The 23432-nt window shown below is 64.8% G+C and carries 25 protein-coding genes; 6 read left to right on the forward strand and 19 right to left on the reverse strand.

All coding sequences use genetic code 11. The annotated features are described in order from the left end of the window. The 11 genes from QOH60_RS28115 to QOH60_RS28165 form a co-directional block, all read right to left on the reverse strand. The coding region (locus QOH60_RS28115; protein ID WP_526425173.1) for a mycofactocin-coupled SDR family oxidoreductase at nucleotides 1–800 on the reverse strand (800 nt) is incomplete at its 3' end. Between the two features lie 167 nt (nucleotides 801–967). Continuing rightward, entirely contained in the window at nucleotides 968–1492 is a 525-nt protein-coding gene (locus tag QOH60_RS28120) for a DoxX family protein (RefSeq protein ID WP_526425174.1), read from the reverse strand. Between the two features lie 13 nt (nucleotides 1493–1505). Beyond that, a complete protein-coding gene (locus tag QOH60_RS28125; RefSeq protein ID WP_526425175.1) occupies nucleotides 1506–1688 on the reverse strand; it encodes a (2Fe-2S)-binding protein in 183 nt (60 codons plus the stop codon). Nucleotides 1689–1700: 12 nt separating this feature from the next. Next, nucleotides 1701–2324, reverse strand: a complete 624-nt coding sequence (locus tag QOH60_RS28130; RefSeq protein ID WP_526425205.1) for a fatty-acid--CoA ligase — start codon at nucleotides 2322–2324, stop codon at nucleotides 1701–1703. A gap of 25 nt (nucleotides 2325–2349) precedes the next feature. After that, a complete protein-coding gene (locus QOH60_RS28135) occupies nucleotides 2350–2652 on the reverse strand; it encodes a hypothetical protein (RefSeq protein WP_526425176.1) in 303 nt (100 codons plus the stop codon). A 14-nt stretch (nucleotides 2653–2666) separates the two neighbouring features. Next, nucleotides 2667–4163: a class I adenylate-forming enzyme family protein gene (locus QOH60_RS28140; RefSeq protein ID WP_526425177.1), complete on the reverse strand. Its 1497-nt coding sequence runs from the start codon at nucleotides 4161–4163 to the stop codon at nucleotides 2667–2669. Between the two features lie 7 nt (nucleotides 4164–4170). Beyond that, nucleotides 4171–4734 (reverse strand): Rv1363c family protein, encoded by a 564-nt coding sequence (locus QOH60_RS28145; RefSeq protein WP_526425178.1) that lies wholly within the window; start codon nucleotides 4732–4734, stop codon nucleotides 4171–4173. Beyond that, nucleotides 4734–5480, reverse strand: coding sequence for an Rv1363c family protein (locus QOH60_RS28150; protein ID WP_526425179.1), 747 nt, complete (start codon nucleotides 5478–5480; stop codon nucleotides 4734–4736). Before QOH60_RS28150 ends, QOH60_RS28145 begins: the two co-directional genes overlap by 1 nt. A 194-nt stretch (nucleotides 5481–5674) precedes the next feature. After that, entirely contained in the window at nucleotides 5675–7135 is a 1461-nt protein-coding gene (locus tag QOH60_RS28155; RefSeq protein WP_526425180.1) for a FadD3 family acyl-CoA ligase, read from the reverse strand. After that, nucleotides 7132–8322 (reverse strand): amidohydrolase family protein, encoded by a 1191-nt coding sequence (locus QOH60_RS28160; protein ID WP_526425181.1) that lies wholly within the window; start codon nucleotides 8320–8322, stop codon nucleotides 7132–7134. The genes QOH60_RS28155 and QOH60_RS28160 overlap by 4 nt, the downstream gene beginning before the upstream one ends. Before the next feature lie 35 nt (nucleotides 8323–8357). Beyond that, nucleotides 8358–9980 carry an AMP-binding protein gene (locus QOH60_RS28165; protein WP_526425182.1) on the reverse strand — a complete coding sequence of 541 codons (1623 nt, stop codon included), beginning with the start codon at nucleotides 9978–9980 and terminating at the stop codon, nucleotides 8358–8360. Between the two features lie 61 nt (nucleotides 9981–10041). Between QOH60_RS28165 and QOH60_RS28170 the strand changes: the two genes are divergently transcribed. Further along, nucleotides 10042–10767 (forward strand): enoyl-CoA hydratase/isomerase family protein, encoded by a 726-nt coding sequence (locus tag QOH60_RS28170; protein WP_526425183.1) that lies wholly within the window; start codon nucleotides 10042–10044, stop codon nucleotides 10765–10767. Continuing rightward, nucleotides 10764–11192 (forward strand): Rv2576c family protein, encoded by a 429-nt coding sequence (locus QOH60_RS28175; RefSeq protein ID WP_526425184.1) that lies wholly within the window; start codon nucleotides 10764–10766, stop codon nucleotides 11190–11192. Before QOH60_RS28170 ends, QOH60_RS28175 begins: the two co-directional genes overlap by 4 nt. Nucleotides 11193–11244: 52 nt before the next feature. Here the strand turns inward: QOH60_RS28175 and QOH60_RS28180 are convergent, their stop codons facing one another. Continuing rightward, entirely contained in the window at nucleotides 11245–11802 is a 558-nt protein-coding gene (locus QOH60_RS28180) for a TetR/AcrR family transcriptional regulator (protein ID WP_526425185.1), read from the reverse strand. Nucleotides 11803–12000: 198 nt separating this feature from the next. Between QOH60_RS28180 and QOH60_RS28185 the strand changes: the two genes are divergently transcribed. After that, the gene (locus tag QOH60_RS28185) at nucleotides 12001–13278 is read left to right on the forward strand and encodes a cytochrome P450 (RefSeq protein ID WP_526425186.1); all 1278 of its coding nucleotides are present in this window, start codon (nucleotides 12001–12003) and stop codon (nucleotides 13276–13278) included. Nucleotides 13279–13290: 12 nt separating this feature from the next. On the opposite strand, the gene QOH60_RS28190 is transcribed toward QOH60_RS28185, so the two are convergent. Beyond that, nucleotides 13291–13689 carry a hypothetical protein gene (locus QOH60_RS28190; RefSeq protein ID WP_526425187.1) on the reverse strand — a complete coding sequence of 133 codons (399 nt, stop codon included), beginning with the start codon at nucleotides 13687–13689 and terminating at the stop codon, nucleotides 13291–13293. Between the two features lie 96 nt (nucleotides 13690–13785). On the opposite strand from QOH60_RS28190, the gene QOH60_RS28195 reads away from it, so the two are divergent. The 3 genes from QOH60_RS28195 to QOH60_RS28205 all read left to right on the forward strand — a co-directional run bounded on the left by QOH60_RS28195 (nucleotide 13786) and on the right by QOH60_RS28205 (nucleotide 15697). Then, a complete protein-coding gene (locus QOH60_RS28195; RefSeq protein ID WP_526425188.1) occupies nucleotides 13786–14475 on the forward strand; it encodes an Rv1363c family protein in 690 nt (229 codons plus the stop codon). Further along, entirely contained in the window at nucleotides 14472–15026 is a 555-nt protein-coding gene (locus tag QOH60_RS28200) for an Rv1363c family protein (protein ID WP_526425189.1), read from the forward strand. Before QOH60_RS28195 ends, QOH60_RS28200 begins: the two co-directional genes overlap by 4 nt. Before the next feature lie 125 nt (nucleotides 15027–15151). Further along, nucleotides 15152–15697, forward strand: a complete 546-nt coding sequence (locus tag QOH60_RS28205; RefSeq protein ID WP_526425190.1) for an Rv2253/PknI dimerization domain-containing protein — start codon at nucleotides 15152–15154, stop codon at nucleotides 15695–15697. A gap of 28 nt (nucleotides 15698–15725) precedes the next feature. Here the strand turns inward: QOH60_RS28205 and QOH60_RS28210 are convergent, their stop codons facing one another. From QOH60_RS28210 to QOH60_RS28235, 6 genes are read right to left on the reverse strand one after another with little or no spacing between them, the layout of a single operon-like run. Further along, a complete protein-coding gene (locus tag QOH60_RS28210; protein ID WP_526425191.1) occupies nucleotides 15726–17390 on the reverse strand; it encodes an MCE family protein in 1665 nt (554 codons plus the stop codon). Continuing rightward, on the reverse strand, nucleotides 17390–18664 hold the full coding sequence (locus QOH60_RS28215; protein ID WP_526425192.1) for an MCE family protein: 1275 nt from the start codon (nucleotides 18662–18664) through the stop codon (nucleotides 17390–17392). The genes QOH60_RS28210 and QOH60_RS28215 overlap by 1 nt, the downstream gene beginning before the upstream one ends. Beyond that, a complete protein-coding gene (locus QOH60_RS28220) occupies nucleotides 18661–20079 on the reverse strand; it encodes an MCE family protein (protein WP_526425193.1) in 1419 nt (472 codons plus the stop codon). The genes QOH60_RS28215 and QOH60_RS28220 overlap by 4 nt, the downstream gene beginning before the upstream one ends. After that, nucleotides 20076–21212 carry an MCE family protein gene (locus tag QOH60_RS28225; RefSeq protein ID WP_526425194.1) on the reverse strand — a complete coding sequence of 379 codons (1137 nt, stop codon included), beginning with the start codon at nucleotides 21210–21212 and terminating at the stop codon, nucleotides 20076–20078. Before QOH60_RS28225 ends, QOH60_RS28220 begins: the two co-directional genes overlap by 4 nt. Further along, the gene (locus tag QOH60_RS28230) at nucleotides 21205–22239 is read right to left on the reverse strand and encodes an MCE family protein (RefSeq protein ID WP_526425195.1); all 1035 of its coding nucleotides are present in this window, start codon (nucleotides 22237–22239) and stop codon (nucleotides 21205–21207) included. Before QOH60_RS28230 ends, QOH60_RS28225 begins: the two co-directional genes overlap by 8 nt. Continuing rightward, on the reverse strand, nucleotides 22236–23423 hold the full coding sequence (locus QOH60_RS28235) for an MCE family protein (RefSeq protein WP_526425196.1): 1188 nt from the start codon (nucleotides 23421–23423) through the stop codon (nucleotides 22236–22238). Before QOH60_RS28235 ends, QOH60_RS28230 begins: the two co-directional genes overlap by 4 nt. Nucleotides 23424–23432: the final 9 nt, after the last annotated feature.

Below are 23432 nucleotides of genomic sequence, written 5' to 3' on the forward strand. Positions count from 1 at the left end.
ACGCCAGTGATGAAGCGCGACTCGTCAGAGGCGAGGAACAGCACCGCGTTCGCGATGTCCTCGGGCTCGACCCACCCGATCGGCAGCGTATGCATGAACTGGCCCGCGACCTTCATGTCCTCGGGGCCCGGATCCTTCAGATCGGGCCGGAACATTTTCATCGTGCCCTTGTTCATGAACAGCGGCGTGTTCACGTTCGTCGGGCACACGGAGTTGACGCGGATGCTCTGCGCACCGAGCTCGACGCCGAAAAGGCGCATGAGCCCGAGGACGCCGTGCTTGGCGGCGATGTAGGCGCCCGTATGCGGGAGGGCCTTCATCCCACCAACGGAGCTTGTCAAGATGATCGACCCACCCCGGCCGCCGGACAGGATGTGCGGCACACCGGCCTTGACCGTCTTCCACACGCCGCCGAGGTTGACGCCGATCATTTCGTCGAAGTCGGCCTCGCTGAGCTTGTCCATCGTCGAGCCACCATTGCCGATCCCGGCGTTGGCAACGATGATGTCCAGCCGGCCCAACTCCTCCACGCCGGCGTCCACCGCAGCCTTCAGCGCGTCGTAGTCACGGACGTCGACCTCGGCGGTGTAGATACGGCGGCCGAGGTTCTTCACGAGATCCGCAGTCTCCGCGAGATCCTCCGGCGTGGACAGCGGAATTCGCACGGTGGGGAGCTGTTTACACACGTCGACGGCGATGATGTCGGCGCCTTCCTCGGCCAGCCGCACCGCGTGAGCGCGGCCCTGACCGCGCGCAGCGCCCGTGATGAATGCGACCTTGCCTTCAACTCGGCCAGCCATCATTACCTCTTTCTGACAAATGTTGAGCAGTCGCTCAGCACTCTGTCATCCGGGGGCGCCGTGTGTCAACGGGCTCCCGGATCCGGGCGTGAGCGTGCGTGAAATCGGGTCTCCAAGCGGCGTGTCGCCTGCAGACTCGCACGCTCGCGGCAGGGGGTGGTGTGTGGCTAGCTCTCCTGGGCGACCGGCGCCGGTGGGCGATAGAAGAGGACCAGCTGGCCGATGCCGCCGGCGAGACCCAGACCCGCCGAAATCGCCAGGCCGGGCCAGCCGTCCATCCAGTTGTGTTTGAAGATCAGCCAGTCCAGGCTGAAGCGCCCGGCACCGATCGTGGCCACCGCGACCGCACTGACCGCGAGCACCAGGTTGTACTCCCACCCCTCCTTCACGATGAAGAAACCGTTGGGGCGGTGCACCGTCCATGCGGCGACGACCATGAGCGCGACAAAGCCCGCGGCGGGTATCGGTGTCAGCAATCCGACGGCCAGTCCGAGGCCCGCGGACATCTCGGTGGTCGCCGCGATCCGCGCGTGCAGCATCCCGGGCTTCATCCCGATGCTCTCGAACCATCGCGCCGTCCCGGGGATCCGGCCGCCGCCGAAGAACTTGTTGTAGCCGTGCGCGGCCATCGTCAGACCGAGACAGAGCCGCAGGATGAGCATGCCGGTGTCACCGGCGTATTCACCGATCATGAACTGAACCTCCTCATCTCAACGCATCTTCGGGCGCCGCCAGCGCCCTGATGATCGCCTGAACACTACGTCGGCACCGCCCGCACTCGGCACCCGCGCCGCACGCAACGGCCACCTTCTTCGTGGTCGACGCGCCCTGTGCAACCACCTCGGCGACCGTGTGGCTGGTCACTCCATTGCACAAGCACACATACATCGGCGGGTCCGGTCAGCTCTCGATCCGCATGGTCTCCAGCAGCGTGCCGACGAACAGTGGCGGATACGCGCCGATTCCCGCATTCGCCATCCACTCGGCCGCCGGATCGGGGTGCTCAATCCAGCGGCGTGCGTTGTCCGCGCTGTCAATCTCCGAAAGGATCATCACCTCCCGCGGATCGTCGAAGGCCTGGAATATCCATGTCTTCAACACACCTGCGGCCTCGAATCTGTCGAGGGCGGAATGCACGTGGTCGATCAGCTCCGCCACGTCGTGCACCGACGTCATCGCCGCAACGATGACCCCTGGCGCCGCCGGATCCGCCGAGTCTTTGATGTCGATCCTGTCGACGAGCTCGCCGGCGAAGACAGCCGGAATGTCCTCGACGCCAACGGCATCGAACCAATCGAAGAACACCCGCGAGCGCAGCAGGTCGACGATCGGCTCGCGATTCTGCACGACGAGGCTGACCAGCACGCGGCCCTGATCCGTGGACGACGCGTGCACGATCACGTGATGGGCGCCGATCTCCGCTAGCGCCGACGTATTGTTGGCGAGCAGCCGCGGTACCCGCGACGGATCAGGCACCCGATAGTCCGAGGCGATCACCAGCGAGCGCGTGTCTGCGTGGGTCATCATCGGAAGGCGTTGCGCCGCAGCCCTAATCGCTAGCCGGTAGCGGCTTCGCCTCTTTGAGGCTCATCGGCACATCGCCGACGGACAGGGTTCCCGCACCTGCCTTGGTCACCAGCACCTCGGCTCCGGCCGCGTCGACGTAGCGCTTACCCATCACGGCTCCATCCGCGAAGTTGGGGTCCAGCACCGCATCCGAGCCCCCGTCCGTTCCGAGCTCGACCATCGGCGCTCCACCGGCCCGCAGATCGTCGAGGCCGTCGCCGGCCTTGATCACGATGACCTCGGTGTCACACACCTGGCTCTTCAGCCGAGTACCTGTCTTGATCATGGTTGCCCCTTTTCCTACTTTGTGACCTCTGAGCTGGCCAGTTCTTCGATGAGCGCGCGACGCAGCACCTTTCCCGTTGGCGTAGTGGGTAGTTCGTCGCGGAAGACAACCCGGTCCGGCGTCCGGGACCCGCGCAGCGTCTTGCGGACGTGCGCGCGGAGCTCTTCGGGGTCGGGCTCGGTGGGGTGCGCGGGTACCACAACCGCGACGATGATCTGTCCCCATTGCGCGTCCTCGACCCCGACCACCGCCACGTCGCGCACCATCGGATGCTCGACGAGCACGTCCTCGACCTCCGCGGGCGCGATGTTCTCGCCGCCCCTGATGATGGTGTCATCGGATCGGCCGCCGATGAACAGGTAGCCGTCGGCGTCGAGCATGGCGACGTCTTTGGTGGGAAACCACCCGTCTTCGTCGAGCACGGAACCGATTTCGGCGTACTTGCCCGACACCTGGCCGCCGCGGACGAACAGCTCACCGCTCTGGCCGTGCTCCAATACGGCGCCGTCGTCTCCGCGGATCTGCACCTCGATGCCCGGTACCGGCTGCCCGACCGACCCGAGCCGCCGCCGTACGGCGTCGTCGGATGCCTGATGCGCGATGCGGTGATCGTCAGGAGTCAGAACCGCGATCGTCGAACTGGTCTCGGTGAGCCCGTAGGCGTTGACGAAGCCCACCTCGGGAAGCAGGTCGAGCGCCTTGCGCACCAGCGGAAGCGGAACCTTCGAGCCGCCGTATGCCAAGGATCGAAGTGTCGGCAGCGGTCGAGGGTTCGCGTCGAGCTCGGTGATGATCCGGTCGAGCATGGTCGGAACCACGGTGGCGCTCGTGATGCCCTCTTCGCCGACCAGCCTGATCCACTCCTTGGCGTCAAACTGCCTCAGGTACACCATCTTTCGACCTGCGTACAGGTTGGACAATGCCGCGCTCACGCCTGCGATGTGGTAGGGCGGCACGCAGATCAGCACGGCATCGTCGGGCTGCGCCGACGCAAACTCGACGGTGCCGGTGACGTAGCTGGTCAGGTTGTTGTGCGAGAGCTCGACGGCCTTGGGCCTCGATGTGGTGCCCGATGTGAAGAGCACGATCGCCGCGTCGTCGGGGTCGGGGAACTCGGCGACCGGTTCAGCGGTGCGCGCCGACTCCAAGAACGTGCCGGATTCAACTGCTGTCACGCCCGCGTCGCTGACCATGTCGCGATACTCGTCGTCGAACACCACCAGAGGCCGATCGAGACGGTCGATCAACTCGCCCAACCCATCTCGGCTCAGTCGGTAATTGAGCGGGGTGAACGGGCGCGAGGCCCGCGCCGAAGCGAAGATCAGCAACGGCAGCATCGCCCCGCCGGTGCCAACATAGGCGACGCTGCCCGCACCGGAGCCCGCAATGACGCCGGCGCCGCCATCAGCGAGCGCGCTCAGCTCTCCGACTGTGAGTCGAGTTCCGTTGGAAACCAACGCCTCTCGATCGGGATCCGAGAGCGCCATCTCCAACAACAACGAGATACTCATTGGTCCCCTACGCCGGCTGCATCGCCGAAATAAGCCATTTCCCATCAACTTTCGAGAGTGAGACCATCAGGCTGCCCGTGCCCAACTGAGTTGCCGGAGAATCCTGTGTCGCGGACGTCAGGTTGAGGAAGACCAAGACGTCCGCTGAATCGGGACGCAGTTGCTTCACCGCGGCGCCGGTGACGACGCCGGTGGCCCTCACTGCTTTGGACTTCGCGGCCGCTACGGCGCCGCTAGAGGCGTTTTTCTCGTACTCCGTCAACATGTCGCCGGTCAACCGGGATTTCGCGTTGGCGATGTCACGGTCGATCGTGTCCGAGGCGTACGAATAGACCGCGGTAACGCCGTCTTTCGCAGTGTCTCTCACGGCTTGCTGGACCGTGTCGGTCGTCTGTCGGTCAGGCCACCACCAGAAATACCCGAGGCCGACAAGCAACCCCACCGACACCAGGACGGCCACGCCCCACACCAGCGCCGACAGCGGGACACGCACGACTCGGCTCGTGCGCTCAGCCTTGTGAGCCGTTTCCGTCTCCTCGACGTCCTCGATGCTGGGCGCTTCGCTCGCCATCACAGCACCATCTCCAACTTCGACACCTTCAGCTGGTCACCGTCTTTGCTGACCGTGATCCTGAACCTGAACCCCCGCGGCTGTTTGTTGCCTGCGGCGTTGGCGACTTCTTCGGTGCCGACCACCAGCACCACGGCTTCATCAGGTGAGTTGAGGCGCTCAACGGCAGCCGCCGTCACCGTGCCTTTCGCGACTGCCTTCGAGGCCTCCGTGATCTTGATGATCTGGTCACTCCGTGAAACGAGATCGTCCTTGAAGACACCGGTGGAGTTGTTGATGACGTGGCGCAGTTGGTCCTTGATGACGTGGAAGTCAAACGACGTCATGTCGACGACGCCATTTCTGGCAGCGTCGACGAATTCCTCGGCGCGCTGTTGGCGCACCGAAGCCTCGTGATGCTGCCAGACGATCCAACCGCTGCCCGCGAGCGAGGCGACGATAACGAGCGCCGCGACGATCTTCGCGACGACGGGCACGCCTGCGCGCCGTAGCCGCGGCTTGGTGTCTTCGACATCGTCGTCATCCGACTCGCGCTCTTGTTCGGCTCGCATGGCGCGCGCCTTCGCGCGCGCAGCAGCTGCCGCCGCCTCTGCCTCGGCGGCCTCAGCTTCCGCTTCCGCGAGCATCGCCTGCAGATCAGGCTTCGTCTCCGCAGCGGGCTCGGCCTCCGAGGCCGATGAAGTGACCTCGGTTGTCACGGCATCGCCGTCCTGAGTATCTCCAGGAGGCTTGCCGGTGTTGCCCATGACAACTTCATACCGAACCAAGTCGGTGTCCGGTCGGCATTCGGCCCTCCATGTCGCGCGAAGAATTGGAGAACCACGTTACCACCCCGTCCGCCCGCCCCCGTCACAGCGGGCATCGGCGCCAACGCAGAAAAACTGACTGATCTGCGAAAACACCATTTCCCTATTTCGGAAGTGTCACTTCCGCACGCCTGCTACCGCAACTGGTCCTTGCGCACCTTTCCTGTGGCGTTGAGCGGGAGTTCGTCGACGAACTGCACCAACCGAGGAACCTTGAAGCCTGCCATCCGGTCACGGGCCCACGCGAGGAGGTCGTCGGCGCCCACCTGGCTGGTCGTCACCACGAACGCCTTGCCGACCTGGCCGAGACGCTCGTCCGGGACACCGATCACCGCCGCCTGCGCCACTGCGGGGTGCTCCATCAGGAAGCCCTCGATCTCGGCGGGATAGGCGTTGAATCCGCCCACGATGAACATGTCCTTCTTGCGGCCGGCGATGCGCAGCCGGCCGGACTCGGTGAAGGCCCCGAGATCGCCTGTGTGGAGCCAGCCGTCGCCGTCGATGGCCTCGGCTGTGGCCACCGTGTCGTCGAAATAGCCCTGCATCACGCCGTACCCGCGGACCAGGACCTCGCCGTCGTCGGCGATACGGACCTCGACGCCGTCGCACGGCAGCCCGGCGGTGGTCGCGACGTCGGAGAAGGAGTCGCCGGGACGCGACAGCGTCACATTGCCGGCCTCGGTGAGCCCGTAGCCGGTCATCAGTGTCTGGAATGGGAGATCCGACAGTATCCGGCGGACCAGTTCGACAGGGATGTCGGCCGCGCCGGTCACCCCAGCGCGCAAGGACGACAACATGCTCGTGTCCTGCAGCGCGAGCAGCGAGTGATACAGGGTCGGTGGACCCGGGAGCATCGTGATTGCTTCGGAGGAGATCAACTCGACGACGCGAGCGCTGTCGAAGACGGCGACGGGCACCATCGTCGCGCCGCGAAGGAACGCCGCGATGAGACCGGCCTTGAGGCCGAACGTGTGGAAATACGGGTTGATCATCAGGTAGCGGTCGCCCTCACGCAGGTCCGCCAGCGTCGCCCACTCCTCGTACATCCGCAGCGTCTGAAGGTGATTCATCATGGCGCCCTTGGGGCGTCCGGTGGTCCCCGACGTGTAAATGATGTCGGCGACGTCCGTGCCTTTCAGGCCGCTCTGCTCGAACGGCTGGCCCGCCGACAGGAAATCCGACCTCACGTCGATCACCGGAATGCCGTTCGGAGCCGAATAGTCCTGCCCGAGAAACCCCTGCTGCACGAGCACCGCCTTGGCGCAGCTGCGCAGGATGATGTCCGCGGCCTCTTCAGGCTTGAAGCGGGTGTTGACGGGAACCAGCACGCCGCCCGCAGTCAGCAGGCCGAATGCGGCAATGATCCATTCGGCCGAATTGGGCGCCCAGACCGCCACCCGGTCACCCTTGCCAATGCCCATGGACGCGAAAGCGCCTGCGGCACAACGAATGCGGTGGACCAGCTCGGTGAACGAGAGTCGCAGCGGCCCGTCGACAACGGCTTCGGCGTCACCGAACCGGTCGGCCGCGGACAGGACCATCTCGGGGATGGTCTGCCACGGCACGCGCCCTTGATCGCCGCGGCGGGTCGTCACACCGTGACGAGGCGGTCCAAGTTGCCACCCATGATCTTCGCCTGATCCTCGGTGGCGAGGTGCTCGAGCGCCGTCACGTAGTGGGTGGGCTCCGCAAGGCCCTCGGGATGCGGATAGTCGGAGCCGTAGAGCACGCGCTCCACGCCGATGAGGTTGATCAGGTCGTCGATGCCCTCTTCGTAGAACGGGCTGACGTGGATGCGGTTCTTGATCTCCTCGATCGGGTTGCTGGGGAAGGCTTCTGGGGCTTTCTTGAACACCTCGGCCATGTTGTCCAGCAGCGGGAACATCCACTTCGACCCGGCCTCGATGACCGCGACCTTCAACGTGGGGAAGCGGAACAGCGCGCCGTGAATCACCCATGAGCCCACCGCGTCCTGGATCGGGCGCCATTCGTTGAGGATGTTCATCGCGTTGGTCTGGAACGGCAGCATCTCCTGGGCGGCGCCGTCCCACTCGGAGGTGTACCGGGAGTAGCCGCTGTCGCTGGAGTGCATCGCGACCAGCACGTCGTGTTCAACGCAACGCTGCCAGAACGGGTCGAACTCGGGCAGGGCAAACGACCGCGGCCCGCGGAAGCCGGGCACCGGGGCGGGGCGGACCAAGATGACCCGGGCGCCCCGCTTCACCACCCAGTCGAGTTCCTCGATGGCCTTCTCGACGATCGGCAGGGTGATGACCGGGGTCGTGAAGATGCGGTTCTTGTAGTTGAATCCCCACACCTCGTCGAGCCACTCGTTGAGCGCATGGATGAGGACGTGGATAGCGACTGGGTCGTCGCGCAGGCGCTCCTCGATCAGGCTGGCCAGTGTGGGGAACATGAGCGAGCGCTCAAGCCCCAGCTTGTCCATCAGCTCCAGGCGCGGGCCGGGCTCGAAGAACGCCGGAATCGACCGCATCGGTTCGCCGAACAGCTCGCGCCTGGACTTGCCGTCAGGATTGCCGTACTTGAAGTACTCCTCCCACGCGCCGGGCTTCGCGACCACGTTGAAGGTCGGGTTCGGGATGTAGTTGCTGATCTGACCGCGCAACGCGATCTTGGTGCGGCCGTTGATCTGCACGTACTGCACGACGTCCTTGTATTCCTTGGGCAGGAACTTGGTCAGCGCCTCTTCGGGCTCATACAGATGGTTGTCCGCGTCGAACAACGGAAACGGCACGTCGACGTAATGCGAAAGCTGACCCATGGAAAACTCCTTATCGTCTTACGAGAATCCTATTCTCATCCTGGTTGGGTGGCAATCCTGGGAGCGGCTCGTGCGGCCGACATTTCCCGGATGGACCGACGAACTTGGGTCTTCTGGATCTTTCCGCTCGCGGTGCGCGGGAAGTCGACGGCTTCGTGCAGCTCCTCGGGCCATTTCTGCCGCGCCACACCCCTGCTCGCGAAGTGTTCGCGGATCTCGTCCAGCGTCGGCGTCGCGTGCCCGGACCGGACGTGCAGCACCGCGGCGACGCGCTCGCCGAGCCGGCTGTCGGGCGCCGACACAACCACCGCCTCCGCCACGGCCGGCATTGCGAGCAGCACCTCCTCGACCTCCAGCGCGCTGATGTTCTCCCCGCCCCGGATGATGATGTCGGACTTGCGGTCCGTAATGGTCAGGTAGCCGTCCGCGTCGAGCACACCGACGTCGCCGGTGCGATACCACCCGTCGGCGTCGAACGCGCGTGTCGTCAGCGCCTCGTCCGTATAACCGAGGCACAGGTCGGGACCGCGGGTGAAGATCTCGCCGTCCTCGCCGAGTCGGATCTCCACTCCCGGGCGCGGACATCCGTCGGTCAGCAATCGCTTGTCCTCGGGCCCGTCGAATGGCGTTCCGGTGACCGACGGGTGCTCGGTGCTGCCGTACGAACGGAACACGGTGATGCCCAAGTCGGTGAGCCTGCGCGTGAAGGCGGCCGGCACCGTCGAGCCGCCGAGACCGGCCGTCTTCATGTGGCGCAGATGCTCGTCGGTGAAGTCGGGATGATCGAGGAGGCTGGTGAAGAAGTACGGCGGGCCACCCCCGACGGCCACGGCCTCGCGCTTCATCAGGGCGAGCACCTCCGTCGGATCCCACTGGTCGATCAGATCGATCGTCGCCCCGTCCAGTACCGGGACCAGAAAAGCTCCGAGCATCCCGATGAAGTGCCCGACCGGCGCCGCGGTCAGATTGCGCCCGCGGTCAGGAACGTAGTTCCCGTGCAACTGACGGGTCTCGCAGCTGATCGTCTGATGGCTGTGGATGACGCCCTTGGGATCGCTGGTAGTGCCCGACGTGAACGCGATCAGTGCCGGATTGCCGGGATCGGTTTTCAGCGTCCCGGTCATCGGTTCGGCGGCGAGAAGCTCGTCGAAGTCAGGCAGCTCGGTGTCCGTATTTCGATCTACGAGCCCAACGACCGCGATGTCAGCGCACAGATCCGGCTGGTACTCCATCCGGCCGAACCGCTCGGTGGTGATGAACGCGCTCGGCCCCGCGGAGGCGATGATGTGGGCCAGCTCCTTGCGGCCGTAGAAGTGCACGATCGGCACGGACACGGCACCGAGGAAGGCCGACGCCCAGAACGTCGCGGCGGCTTCCATCCAGTTCGGCAGCTGAAATGCCACTACGTCCCCGGGCCGGACACCCCGGGCCCGCAGTCCCGCTGCGAGCCGGCGTGCGACCAACTCGACGTCGCGGTACGTGCCCGACCACGGCCGCACCGTCGAATGCACGTTGAACGCGGTCTCCGGATGGGCCGCCAGGCCCCGCGCCAGCAGGTCGCCGAGCGTGTCCTGGGTCCACCAGCCTTCGGCCTCATACCAATGGGCCAACTCATCGGAAATGGCGCGCGCGGGGAGGTTCCGACCGGCGAAAATCATGTCGCTGGAGATGCTATTCTCCCTCAGAGAGAATGCCAATATCGCATCGGAGAACCATCAGATGGTCGACGTGGAGCTCGACGACGGGCTGGCGGTGCTCACCATCGATCGGCCTCACGCGCGCAATGCTATTTCTCTGGACACGATGGCCGAGCTGGAAAAGGCGCTGGACGCACTCGAGTCTTCGGCCGACGCCCGCGCGCTCGTCATCACCGGCGCGGGCGACCGCGCGTTCGTCTCGGGCGGCGACCTCAAAGAGCTCGCCGCGATACGCACCGTCGAAGACGCCTCCGCGATGGCGTGGCGGATGCGCATGATCTGCGATCGACTTGCGGAGTTCCCTGCACCCGTGATCGCCGCGCTCAACGGCCACGCCTTCGGCGGCGGTGGCGAGGTAGCGGTGGCCGCCGATATCCGGATCGCCGCCGACGACGTCAAGATCGCGTTCAACCAGGTCTCGCTGGCGATCATGCCCGCATGGGGCGGGGCCGAGCGGCTCGCGGCGCTCGTCGGAGCCGGCCGGGCACTGCTGCTCGCGGGATCCGGAACCCCGGTCGACGCCGCAGAGGCGCTGCGCATCGGCCTGGTCGACAACGTCGTTGCGCGCGCGTCGTTCGACGAGACCTGGCGGGCCGTGGCGAGATCGCTCGCGAATCGACCCGCGACAGAGATAAAGCGGGTAATCGCCGGGACAACGCCCGAAGAAGCGGTAGCGTCCTTTGCACGGCTTTGGGTTGCTGACGAGCACTGGGAGGCGGCAGACAAGGTGATGAGGCCATCGAAATGACACGACGAACCACTCTGATGTGCACCGCGTTCCTGATTACGACTGCCGGTCTTACTGCAAGCCCGGCAGCCGCCGACGAAGACCTGCCGCTGCATCCCGTCAAGTACACGCTCACCGCGAAGAAGCCGATCTACGCACAGGTGTACTACATCGACCACGAACCTGCGATCTGGTCCGCCTACAGCCACAACCCCTACGAGTTCACGCCGAACGTCGCCGCCGATCTGGGACCGAACAATCCACCGTGGACGTTCGAGCTCAACCTCGCCAAGCCCGAGGAATATGCGATGGTCATCGCCAATACGGGCGGCGAGCCCGGGACACCCATCTTCCACTGCGAGATCGCGGTGGACGGCAAAACCGTCGTGTCCAAAGACAGCGCCCCGGATGCAAAAGGGGTGCTCTGCAGCATCCGCACCTGGTGACCCGCGGACGGGAGGAGCAATCGAGGACGCGGACGCGAGGAGCAATCGAGGATTAGTCAAGCTCGTCCACCGGCAGTGGTTCGCCTTCCAGGCGCAGCAGGTAGCGCTCCACCACCTCGGCCGTTTCTGAGTGGCCCAGCGACATGCCCAGGCCCTTCTCCATCGCGAGCACCGTCGACAGGCTGGTGAACAGCACCGACCAGACGATCGGTGGCATGGTGTCCGGATCGGTGTCGTAGCGCGCCAGCGCGGTCGCCAGCGTCCTCCACTGCTCCTCGCGGAATCGCTCGGCGTAGTGCGCGATCTCGGCGCGCATCGTCTTGCGGTGGTTCGCCAACGCCGCGAACTCCATCATGAACCGGCTCGTGGCGGGATTGCTGCTCAGGCGCCACAGCGCCCAGAGGGGCTGGGGCGAGTCCAGTGCCCGCGCCTGCGCCTTGAGGCCCTGCTCGGCGCGGCGGCGAAACACTTCCAGGAACAGGTCTTCCATGGTCCGGAAGTAGTAGTGCACAAGCTGCGGCTTCAGGCCCGCGCTTTCTGCAAGACGACGCGAAGTGACTGCGGCATAGCCTTCTTCGACCATCAGCCGTTCGGCCGCGTCGAGCAGCACGCCCCGATTCTTTGCCTCCGGCGCTCCGATTCGTCTACTGGACGCCTTTTCCGCCATCTCCGCTCCTGCGCGCCTTGACCACAACTCAGCACCGTGCTAAGCAGATGCACAGCATACGTCGCTCGCACGGACGAGACACGCGGACGCGAGGAGCAAAACAGTGCGAGCTTTCTCCGGCCCCTCAGGAGGCAACCCCCTATGACCAACTTCGACTCGGTCGACTATTTCACCGATCAGTCGCTCATTCCGGATCCTCATCCCTATTTCGACCACATCCGCAGCCAGCACCCGACGTGCTGCCCGATCAACAACGGCGTGCTCGCGGTGACCGGGTGGGAGACGGCCAACGCGGTCTACAAAGACGTCGAGTCCTTCTCGTCCTGCGTGGCTGTCGCCGGGCCGTTCACGCCGATACCCTTCGTGCCCGAGGGCGACGACATCTGTGCGCAGCTGGTCGAGCACCGCACCGAAATCCCGATGTTCGAGCACATGGTCACCATGGACCCGCCGAACCACACCGACGCGCGCTCATTGCTGTCCCGCCTGCTCACGCCGAAGCGACTGAAGGAGAACGAGGACTTCATGTGGCGGCTGGCCGACCGCTACATCGACGAGTTCATCGCCGACGGCCAGTGCGAGTTCTTGACGGCCTACGCCCGGCCCTTCTCGCTGCTCGTAGTCGCCGACCTGCTCGGTGTGCCCGAGGAGGACCACGAGGAGTTCCGCAACAATTTCGGCGCCGCCCGGCCGGGGTCGAACATCGGCGGCCTCGACCACGAGCCGATCGCGGTGAACCCGCTGGCGTGGGCCGATGAGAGATTCATCCACTACATCGAGGACCGCCGCAAGAACCCGCAAGACGACGTCCTCACGGGCTTGGCGACCGCCCTCTACCCGGACGGTTCCACTCCCCCGGTGACCGACGTCGTGCGCACCGCCACCTTCCTGTTCGGCGCCGGTCAGGAGACCACCGCCAAGATGCTCAGCGCGGCGATGCGAGTGCTCGGCGACAGGCCGGACATCCAGCAGCAACTCCGTGAGGACCGCAGTGCCATCCCGATCTTCATCGAGGAGTGCCTCCGGATGGACAGCCCCGTGAAGAGCGTGTTCCGGATGGCGCGCAAGACCACCAAGCTGGGCGACGTCGACGTGAAGGCAGGCACCACGGTGATGGTCAGCCCCGGAGCTGCCAACCGCGATCCGAACCGCTTCGAAGAGCCCCACGAGTTCCGCCTGGACCGGAAGAACGTCCGCGAGCACATCGCGTTCAGCCGCGGCATCCACTCGTGTCCGGGAGCACCGCTGGCGCGGGTGGAGGGACGTGTCTCGCTGGAGCGCATCCTCGACCGAATGGCCGACATCACGATCGACTCCGACAAGCACGGGCCCGAAGGCCAGCGGACCTACACCTACGAGCCGACGTTCATCCTGCGCGGCCTCACCGACATCAACATCAAGTTCAGGCCGGTCAGCTAGCAGCGACGCGGCTCAGACGTCGCCGCGAAGCCACAGCGCCTGGCCGGACACCGCCACGCAGGTCAGGAACCGGCCATCGGGCGCCTGTGCGACGTAGCCCTCGTCGGCCGTGCACACGGTGTTCTCGTCCTTGATCCCGCGCATCACCGGCGACCGGAACCACCGCGGGTCGTACCGGCGCGGCGAGCCGCAGAACACCAGCCGCCCCCAGTCGGTCACGCCGAACACGTAGAACGTCGGGTTGTCGCACGGCGACCCGAGCACGACGCCCGGCCGTATCCCCGGAGTGCAGGCGGGCACGTCACAGACAGTGGGCCCGGCCACCGCCGGCGGCGCAGTGACCAGAAGTCCGGCGGCGACCAAAACCGCCCCAGCTGCTGCGGCGAATTTCACGCCACTACTCTCGCACATGCGAGAAGGATGTTCTTCATTTCGGAGAAGATTCTCGTAGCCCCCCAGTGATACTCTGATGGCCCTCGGCAGACATTCGAGCGGCGGGAGGTACTCATGTCGCCGCGCAAGCTTCGGTCAGCGGTGCTCGACGCAGACGCCTCGATCGAGGAATTCGAGGCCGCCGCCGCAGAGGCGCAGGCCCGAGCCTATGCAGCCCGTGTCCGCGCGGACAGCCTGCGCCTGCGAGTCGCCGAGGAGGAGAGCAGGTCCGTCTTCGACCGGGTCCGCGAGTGGTCGCGGCCCCGGTGGCTGCTGTTGCCATCGGTCAAGCTGCTCGCGCTCGCCGAGGCGGGCGTGCTCGTCGCGGCCTCGATTGCCGCGGTAGTTGTGATGCTGGTGCATCACAGGCATGCCGACCAGAATCGGCAGCGCGCCGCGGAGTACGCGGCTGCGGCACGGCAGAGCGTCGTCACGATGATGACGGTCGACCCCGCCAGCGTGCAGCAGAACATGAAGGATGTAATCGCCAACTCCACGGGCAAGTTCAAGTCCGCGCTGGAGGCCGGCGAGGCAGACGAGCTGGTGAAAAACGCGCTGGAGTCGAAGGTCATGACGAAGGCCAGTGTGCAATTGGCCGCGGTCGAATCGATGACGGACGACTCCGCGGTCGTGTTGGTGGTCGCGTCGATGGATGGCACCGGCCCCGACAACAAACCGCTGCCGCCGGCGTTGTGGCGGATCAGCCTGACCTTGGTGCGCGAACACGGCCAGCTCAAGACTTCTGAATTCGAGTTCGTGCGGTGAGCGTCGAGGCGCCAGTCAGGCCGCAACCGGTGGAGTCCGAGCGCATCCCGGGCTGGGTGCTCGACGTGCTGCACACATGGCGCGCCATCTTGCTCGTGGTGCTGACCGCCGCGATGGTCGGCGCCGCTGTGGCTGTCTACTACCTTGTATACCGGCCCGACCAGCAGAACGACGCCGCAGTCTCGGCGGCCGCCAAGAAGGCCGCCGAGGACGGCACGGTGGCGGTTCTTTCGTACGAACCCGAGAACCTTACCAGCGACATCGCTAAGGCGAAGTCCTACTTGACCGGCGAGTTCCTGGATTACTACACACGTTTCACCGATTCAATTCTCGCGGCGGCGGCGCAACAACGCGAGGTGGCCACCGCCGCGCACATCTCCCGGTCTGCTACCGCGGATCTCCATGCGGATTCCGCGGTCGTGCTTCTTTTTGTTGACAAGGAATCCACGAGTAGGTCCAACCCCGCGCCCAGGATGACCCCGACGACGGTGCGCGCGACGATGAAGAAGGTCAACGGAAACTGGCTGATCGAGAAGTTCGAGCCGCTGTAAGCCGGGGCCTGCGGCCACCCGATTGCCCGTGCAAACCGGCACTGCGGGGCGGTGCGCGATGTTATTCTCCAACTTTGAGAATCGCGTTATCACGACCTGATTTCACGGGTGGCGAGGAGCGACCGATGAGCGCTTGCGCGAAGAGGAGACCGGCGGGGATGCGTGCGATGACGGCGGGCGCGGCGGCATTGGCCGCTGCGGCGATGAGCTGGGTGGGCATGGCCACTGCGAGCGCCGACATCAACAACCCCGCGATCAACGGTGTCTTCACGGCCACGCAGAACGGCGAGTGGGCCAGGACGAACGATAGCTACCACACCGAGGCGGTGGTCCGCGAAACCTGGACGATAAGGTCGTCGTGCATCAACCCGAATAATTGCACCGGAACCGTGTCCAGTGACCAGGGCTGGACCGCCGAGCTCGTCCGCGTACCCGCGATCTGGAAGATCGTCAGGTACCTGCCCGGGTGGGAGGCCTGCGAAGACGGCACATCTGCCACCGGCCGGCAGCTAATCACGTTCTACCCGATGGGTTTGGACCCCACCCTCCCAATCGATCCCGACTCGAACACCTACGCGGGCGAGAGCGTGACGCTCGGGCCCAGCGGGGCGTGCGGTTTCAACAACGCACAGGAGGTCATCACACCGTTCAAGCTCGTCAAGATCGGCTGAGCATCTGCGAATTACCTTCTGACACTGCTTACTTGGGCAGCATGTCCTGCCACGACTTCGGTGTCGACGTGACATCCTTTTGCTGATAAAGCTGGCCGTCAGCAGTGATGAACCGGCCGGTGCGCGGGTCGTATTGGGCCGTGGACATCACGGGTGCTGACGTACCTGAGCTTGGCACCGCTTGCGGCGCAGGGTCGGGGGCGGAACCGTCCGGCACGGCGCCAGGCGCAGGGCCAGGCACGGTGCCAGGCGCTTGAGGCTGAGTGGGTGCCAGGTGCGGCGTGCCCCCGACGGGAGGCGTATTCGCTTCTGGCGCAGGGATATTGCCGGCCTGCGGAGCGATGGGCGCGGCGCCGGGCGCCTGCGGCCCAATCCCTGCTCCTGGCGGCAGTGGCGTGCCCTCAATCGGAGCAAAGATGTTCTCCTGGAACGTCGATTTATCATCCTGGGGCTCGTTTTGCGCTATCAGGTTCGGGTCGAACGGGTACGGGCCGAGCGAGTGCTGCCGCATTGCGAGCGGACGATAGGGCTCGTTGCTCTCGCAGATCTCCACGGTCGGCGCGCGTTTGCCCGGGTTGTTCATGCAGGGGTTGTTGCGAGCACCGCGGACCAGGGTCGGCGAATCCTGCGGCAGTTTGCAATATAGGCCATCGGGCGTGTCGATGCTGCTGGTATCCGCCGGGCTGCGCCACGACGACGGCGGCAGGAAGCCGACCGTGCACGGCACCGGGTCGTTGATAGTGATGGCGAAGTCGCCGAGCGCGTAGCCGGTCGGGTTGCGACTTGGGCTGACCGCCTGGATGCCCGCAACCGACGGGGGCAGGAGCACCAGAATCTGTTCGAGACCCGGGTGATACGTCACGAAGATCTGGCTGAGCGTCGTGAGATTCGCCAACAGTACAGGCAGCGTCGGCTTGATCTGATTCAGCAGAGCAGATGTTTCGTCGAATGCACCGGGCGCTTTGCTCAGCACTGTCCGGAACTTCGAGTCGTCGGTCACCAGCTGCTGTGTCACACCGGCGAGGCTGCGCGCCCACAGCTTGATGGAATCGGTGGTATCGGCCTGTGAATCGAGAAGCGGTCCGCTGTCTCGATACAGCGCGGCGTTCTGATCCGCGACGCGGTTGAGGTCACCGGACAGCTTCGACGAGGTATTGGCAAGCGACTCGAGATCGTACCCCGCTCCGTTGAACGCCTTGAACGTCTCGTTGAGCAGGGCACTGAGCCTGTCTTTCGGGATGCTGTCGATCAGCTTGCTGAGTTGGTCGAGCATGGGGCCCACAGCCTGCGGAAGCGCGTCTTTACCCGCGGAGATCGTCGAACCATCGTCAAGGTACGGCCCCTTGTCGGTGTTCGGCTCCAGCTCCACGTACTGCTCACCCACTGCCGAGACGCTGTGTACGTAGGCCTTCAAGTCGGACGGGATCTTCGGTGAACTGTTCAGGGAGAGGGTGGCTTTCGCGCCATTGTGAGTCAGCTCCACCTTGGTCACCTTGCCGACTTCCACCCCGCGGTAGGTGACGTTGCTGAACTTGTAGAGACCGCCTCCGTCGGGCAACTCGAGCGTCACCCTCATCTTTCCGATACCCAACAGCGTCGGAATCTGCATATAGAAGATGGCCATCGCCACCAAACCGATGATCGACGCGATCGTGAAGAGCGTCAGCTGGATTCGGACGAAACGCGTTAACATCAGCCCCCCACATCCATTTGCGATGGCGGCCAAGGTGTTTCGGGCAGCGGCGGCGGTGCCGGTGGCGCATCCGGTGCTGATTGCTGGGTCAGCGGCGCAGGCTGGCTGCCCGGCGCGGCATCAGGTTTGGGCGGCGTCAGCGCAGTGCTCAGTGACGCGGCGGAGCCACCCGCCGGGTCCAACATGTCCCTGATGATGTACGGCTCACCCGGCGCACCCGGCAACACCGCGCCGGGCTGACCGAACCGCGTGCCGAGCAGCAGGGTGCGCTTCAGCCGTTCGCGCGAGATGTCAAGGACAGCAAACAGGTTCGCGTAATCGCCACGGACGGCCCGGTCGATCAGGGTGGTGCCATACGGGTAGAGAGTCGCGTAGGCGAGCGTCGGAGCAAGGTCCTTGTCGAGATCAGTCAACGCCTTGAGGGTGGGCGCAAGGTTCTTGAGGTTTCTCACCAAATCGGCTTGGGTGTCGTTGGCCAGCCGCGTCGCGGTGTCGCTGAACGTCCCCAGCTTCGTCAGCGCGGCCGTGATGTTCGGACGCTCCTTGACCAGCACATCGAGCGCCGGAGGGATCTTGTCCAGGGCATTGTTGATCACATCGCGCTGCTCGGCGAAGGCGCCGGCAAGCCGATTCAACCCCTTGATCGTTGAGATGATGTCGTCGCGCTGCTTGGCCAGCGTGCCGACGAACGTGTCGAGGCGCGTCAGCAGGTCCCGGATCTGCTGTTCGCGCCCGTGCACGGCCCCGTTGAAGTTGTGGAGAATGTCGCCGAGCTGCGACAGGCCACCGGCGTTGACCACCAAAGACAGCGACGACAGTGTCTGCTCGGTGGACGGATACGTCGACGACTGGCTCAGCGGAATCTTCGATCCCGCTGGCAGGCTCCCCTGCGCCGTTTGGCCGAGCGGCGGATCCAGCGACAGGTGCATCGATCCCAGCAGGCTCGTCTGCCCGACACTGGCCACCGCATTTTTCGGGACAACGGTGTCGGGCTTCACCGACAGGTCGACGTCGGCAAACCACTTACCGTCCCTGCTACCGACAGTCATGTCGCGAACGCTGCCCACGACGACGTCGTTGATCATCACCGGCGAATTCGATTCCAGCGTACCGACATTCGTGATCTCGACGTGGTAGACATGCGCGTCGCTACCACGTCCCTCGGCGCCGGGCAGCGGCAGCGAGTTCAAGCCTTGGAACGAACACGCCGTCGCGGTCGTCGCCGCGCAGGCGGCGACCACGATCGATCGGCAGATTCCCGCGCGGCGCATCATGACGGCGGAGCTTCCGCTGGAAGCAACGTATCGGGCAGGCTCGGCCCGGGCGCAGGTGGCGGGGGCGGCGGCGGCGGGCCTTGGAAGGAGGTCGGAGCCGGGTTCGCCACGCCAGGGATGCGCGCCGGCGGTGGCGGTGGCGTCGGGGCGTCGGGATAGTCACCGGGTAACCCGGTGTACGCGGAAATTGAAGGCGGCTGCTCGGGAGGCACCGGCCTCGGGCCCTCGCCGCCCGGCGCGAGGCGAGGTTCGGAGTAGATCACCCGGCCGGGTGAGAAAGCCGGCATCAGGAACGGGTTGATTGGCAACGGGAAGTTGTTGGCGTTGAGCAATCGCAACGCCGGCCCGAGGTATTGCTCGCACAGCTTGGCCGTCTCGGGTCCGGTGGCGTTCTCGATCGCGCCGAACATACCGCAGTAGAACCACACCGGGTTCTGGAGCAGCGGGTTGAGAACCGGCGCGCCCACCTGACTGCCAGTGTCGGGGTTGTAGATGTTGTAGAAGTTCGCGAACGACGTCGGCGCGATGTGAAGGATGTTCTTCAGGTCCATCTGGTGGTCGACCAGGGTCTGGGTGACGCTCGCGAGGCTTCGGATCTGCTCGCTGGTCTGGTCACGGCTGCCATGGACGAAGCGTTGCAGCTCACCCACCGCGACCGACAGATCGGACAACGCGGCGTCAAGGTCGGAACGGTTGTCGTCGAGCACGCTGGTCAAAGTCGCGAGGCGGTTGTTGAACTGCACGAGCTGCAGGTTGCTGTCGCGCAACGCGGTGACGAAGGCCTGCAGGTTCTGGATGATGTCGCCGACGTTGCCATCCCCACTGGTCAGCGTGCGGCCCAGACCCGAGAGTTCCGTCAGGGTCTGCCTGAGCTTGTCACCGTTTCCGTCCAGCGCGTTGGCGGCGCTGTCGATGAAGCGCGCAATCGCCGGTGTGGATACTTTGCTGTTGGGGCCCAATTCCGTTGACAGCTTCATCAACTGTTGCTTGACCTGGTCCCACTCGACCGGCGTCGCTGTGCGGCACTCGCCCGGTGAAGGGTCGCACGGGATTACGGCGCCGTCTTTCATCTGCGCACCGCTGCCGCGGTATGCCGGCGTGAGCTGGACGTAGCGCGCGGCCACCAGATTCTGCGCAACGATCACGGCTTTCGCGTTGTCAGGGATCGGCGCGTCGCGGTCGACATGGAGCGTCATCTTGGCCCGCGTACCCACAGGCTCGATCTTGTCGACGCTGCCGACTTTGACCCCCGACACCCTGACCTCGTCACCCTGATAGACCGCAGTGGCGGTGGTGAAGTACGCGGTGATCGTCTTGGGCTTGTAGAACACTTGCCGCACAACGAAGATCGCCGCAGCGGCGACCAGTGCGACCAGCACGATCGCGGCACCTGTGAGAAGCCGTTTCCTGGTCATTGCGGAGTCCCCGGAGGCGCTCCCGGCCCCCATTGTTCGTACGGTTGCGGAATCCCGTTGTACGGGAAGGGCAGGGTTGCCCGCGGCCCGGCGGTATCCGGCGGCTGCCCGACATTGACGCCCCGGCGGAATCCGAATGCGTAGTCAAAGAACGGCTGAAGTAGCTGTGCCGGTTGAAGATTGGGAATGAACGCGTTGTAGTAGTAACCGTTGGCCACCGCCTCGCCCTGGGTGACCTGGAACTTCTTGAGCCCGGGCAGGATCTTGCCGATGTTGTCTTTGTTCTTCTCCAGCATCGCGTTGACCCGGTTCAGCCGTTCCAGTGCGGGCGCGAGCTTGCTCTCGTTGTCGTGGACCAACCCCGTAACCTGTTGGGACACCGCGGAAGTGTTGGCCAGCAGCTGCACGATCGCGTTGCGTCTGGCGGCGAGGACGGCCACCAGATCGTTCGCGTCCAGGATCAACGTGTTGATCTGCTGGCTGCGCTCCGACAGGATGCCCGTGACGTCGGTGGCAGCTTTCAGGAGATCGCGCAGGCTGGTATTGCGCTCGTTGAGGGACCGCGACAGCCGGGTGATCCCGTCGAATGCGGGCCCGAGTTGCGGCGCAATCTTATCCAGTGTGTCCGCCAACGTGTTCAGGGAGGTGTTGAGACCTGCTTGTCCGTCTTTGTCGTTGAAATTCGTTTGGTCTGAGTACGTCGTGAGGTCGCTGACGGCATCGGTGAGCGAATATGGCGACGACGTCCGCGACGAGGGGATCACGTCCATCCCGTGCATCCTGCCGGAGCCTGCGGCTTCGACGGTCAGGACGCGCTCACCCAGCAGCGAACCGGTCCTGATGTGCGCGCTGGTATCGGAGCCGAGCGCAATCTTGCTGGGCACGTCGAACGTCACCAGCGCCTCGCCGTTCTTCAGCGAGATCTCCGACACCGTCCCCACTTTGACTCCGGACACGGTGACGGGATTGCCAGGTGTCAGGCCGCCGGCCTCAGAGAACAGTGCCTGGTAGCGGATCGACGACGCCACCGACCACAGTTTCTGGGGCTGCAGACCGACCGCAATCACCAGCAGAATCAGCACGACTCCGATGAAGCCGGCCCGAATGAGGTTGCCGCCGTGGTACTTAATCATCCTTTTCCGCGCACCTCCCCGTCTTCTGCTTGATCCACGGGAACACCACCGGGTTGCCTTGCATATCGGTGGCGCGGACAGTGATGCCGCAGAGGTAGTAGTTGTACCAAGCGCCGTACGAACCGAGCCGGGTCAGCTTCCGGTAGTCCTCGGGCAAGCGCTGCAGTATGTAGTCGAGGTGGCCCTTGCCGTCGTCGAGCAGCGGGCCGAGCTTGGCGAGCTGGTCCACCGTCGCGGCCAGCGGTGGCCGGGCCTCTGTGAGCAGGTCGGCGATCGAGGCGGTTCCGTTGTCGAGCGCGACGATCGCGGTGCCGATCGGATCGCGGTCTGCGGACAGTTCGGTGATCAGGTGCTGCAGGCGGTCCAGCGCATCCTTGAACTTGTCGCCGTCCTGCGAGAGAGTGCCGACCACAGTGTTGAGGTTGTCGATGAGCTGCTGGACGACTTGGCTGTTGTCGGCCAACGAATTCGAGAACGACGATGTGTTCTTCAGCAGCGAGTCAAACGTGCCGCCCTGGCCCTGGAATATCTGCACCAGGGCCTGGCTGAGCTGGTTCACATCGTCTGGGTTCAGGCCCTGGATCACGGGTTTGAGGCCGCCGAGTAGGAGATCGAGATCCAACGCGCCGGCCGTTCGGTCGATCGGTATCACCGATCCGGGGGAAAGGATCTGCGTGGACCCGGGTCCGTCGGCGAGCTCGAGGTAACGGTCACCGACCAGGTTGAGATAGCGGACCATCGCCCGCGTGCCGCGGGTCAGCTTGATGTTGCTCTCAGCGTCGAAGTTGACGACCACCTTCTTGTCTTCGCGCAGCGTCACGTCGTTGACGGTGCCGACGCGGATCCCCGAAACACGCACGGTGTCACCGGGTTGCAGTCGCGACGCATCGGTGAACACGGCCGAGTATTCGTTCGTCGAACCGGTGGTGTACTGCCCGAAGATGAAGAACAGGAACGCGGTGAGAACCGCCATCACCACCGCGAACGCGGTGAGCTTGGCAAGCGTGCCCTTCCATCCGCCCCTCATCCGGGCATACTTGTCTGTGCGCTGTTTCGCGGCGGCCCATCGATCGGGCCGTAAAGCAGCTGCTTGAGCCCGTCGGAGTTCAGCAGAATTCCCGGGTTGCCGTACTGCTCAGGGTTGGTGCCGTCGTCGACGTTCACGGAAGGCGGCTGCACGTTCATCGGCACGTGCGGAAGGCCGCTACATTGCGGGCCACCGGTCGCCGCGACCTTAGGAAGGTTCGTCGGGTAGCGGTAGCGCTCGATGCCCAGCGTCAAACCCACCGACACGAGGATGCCCGGTGCGGGCAGCGGCGGCTGGTGGGTCAGGTCGGCCAAGCCGCCGAGCGCGCACTTGATCGCCGGGGAGTACTCGTTGGTGAGATCCGTCGTGGGCACGAGAAGGTGCAGCACATCGGAGAGGGCCTGCCGGTTGCTGCCGATCACGTCGTTTCCGGTGTCGGCCAACCCGATTGCGCTCATCAGGAAGGAGTCGAGATTGTTCTGCTCTTCGACGATCGTCTGGCTGATCGTGGTCGAATTCTTGACCGTGTCGACGAGCTGCGGAGCGACGTCGGCGTACGCGTTGAATACGCCGGGCGCCACCGCCAGGTCATGGCTCAATGCGTCGAGGCTGGGCTCGGTCTTCGCGAAATAGTTGTCCAGGTCGACGAAGGTCTGGCCGATCTTTTCGCCTTTGCCGTCGAATGCCGCCGCGATCGCACCCAGGGTCTCGTTGAGCTTCTCGGGCTGGATGCTGGACAACACCTGGGTGAGTCGGGAGAACACGGTGTTGATTTCGACCGTGATCTTGTCGTGTGCGTCGATGATCTGGTTGGGCGTCATCTCGCCCTTGGGGTCGGCCGGCGCAACCAGCTGAATGAACTTTGCGCCGAACACCGTCGTCGAGGCGATGTTGACGAGAACGTTGTTCGGAATGAGGTGCAACTGCCCAGGATCCATCGCGAGGCTGAGTTTGGCCCTACCGTCAGGCAGCTCCGTGATACTAGCAACCTTGCCCACCTGGATACCGCGCATCTTGACCCGGGCGTCGGGGGTCATCACCAGGCCTGCCCGGTCGGAGATGAGGGTCACTGGCACGGAGGTGGTGAAACCGCCGCGGAAGAGGGTGAGGGAGACCCAGACCACCGCAGCAATGACAAGGATGCTGACCAGCCCGACCAGGGGCCGCGCGACAGACGGTTTCATCTACCTCCT

It is taken from the genome of Mycobacterium sp., assembly GCF_032159765.1.
Lineage (GTDB): Bacteria > Actinomycetota > Actinomycetes > Mycobacteriales > Mycobacteriaceae > Mycobacterium.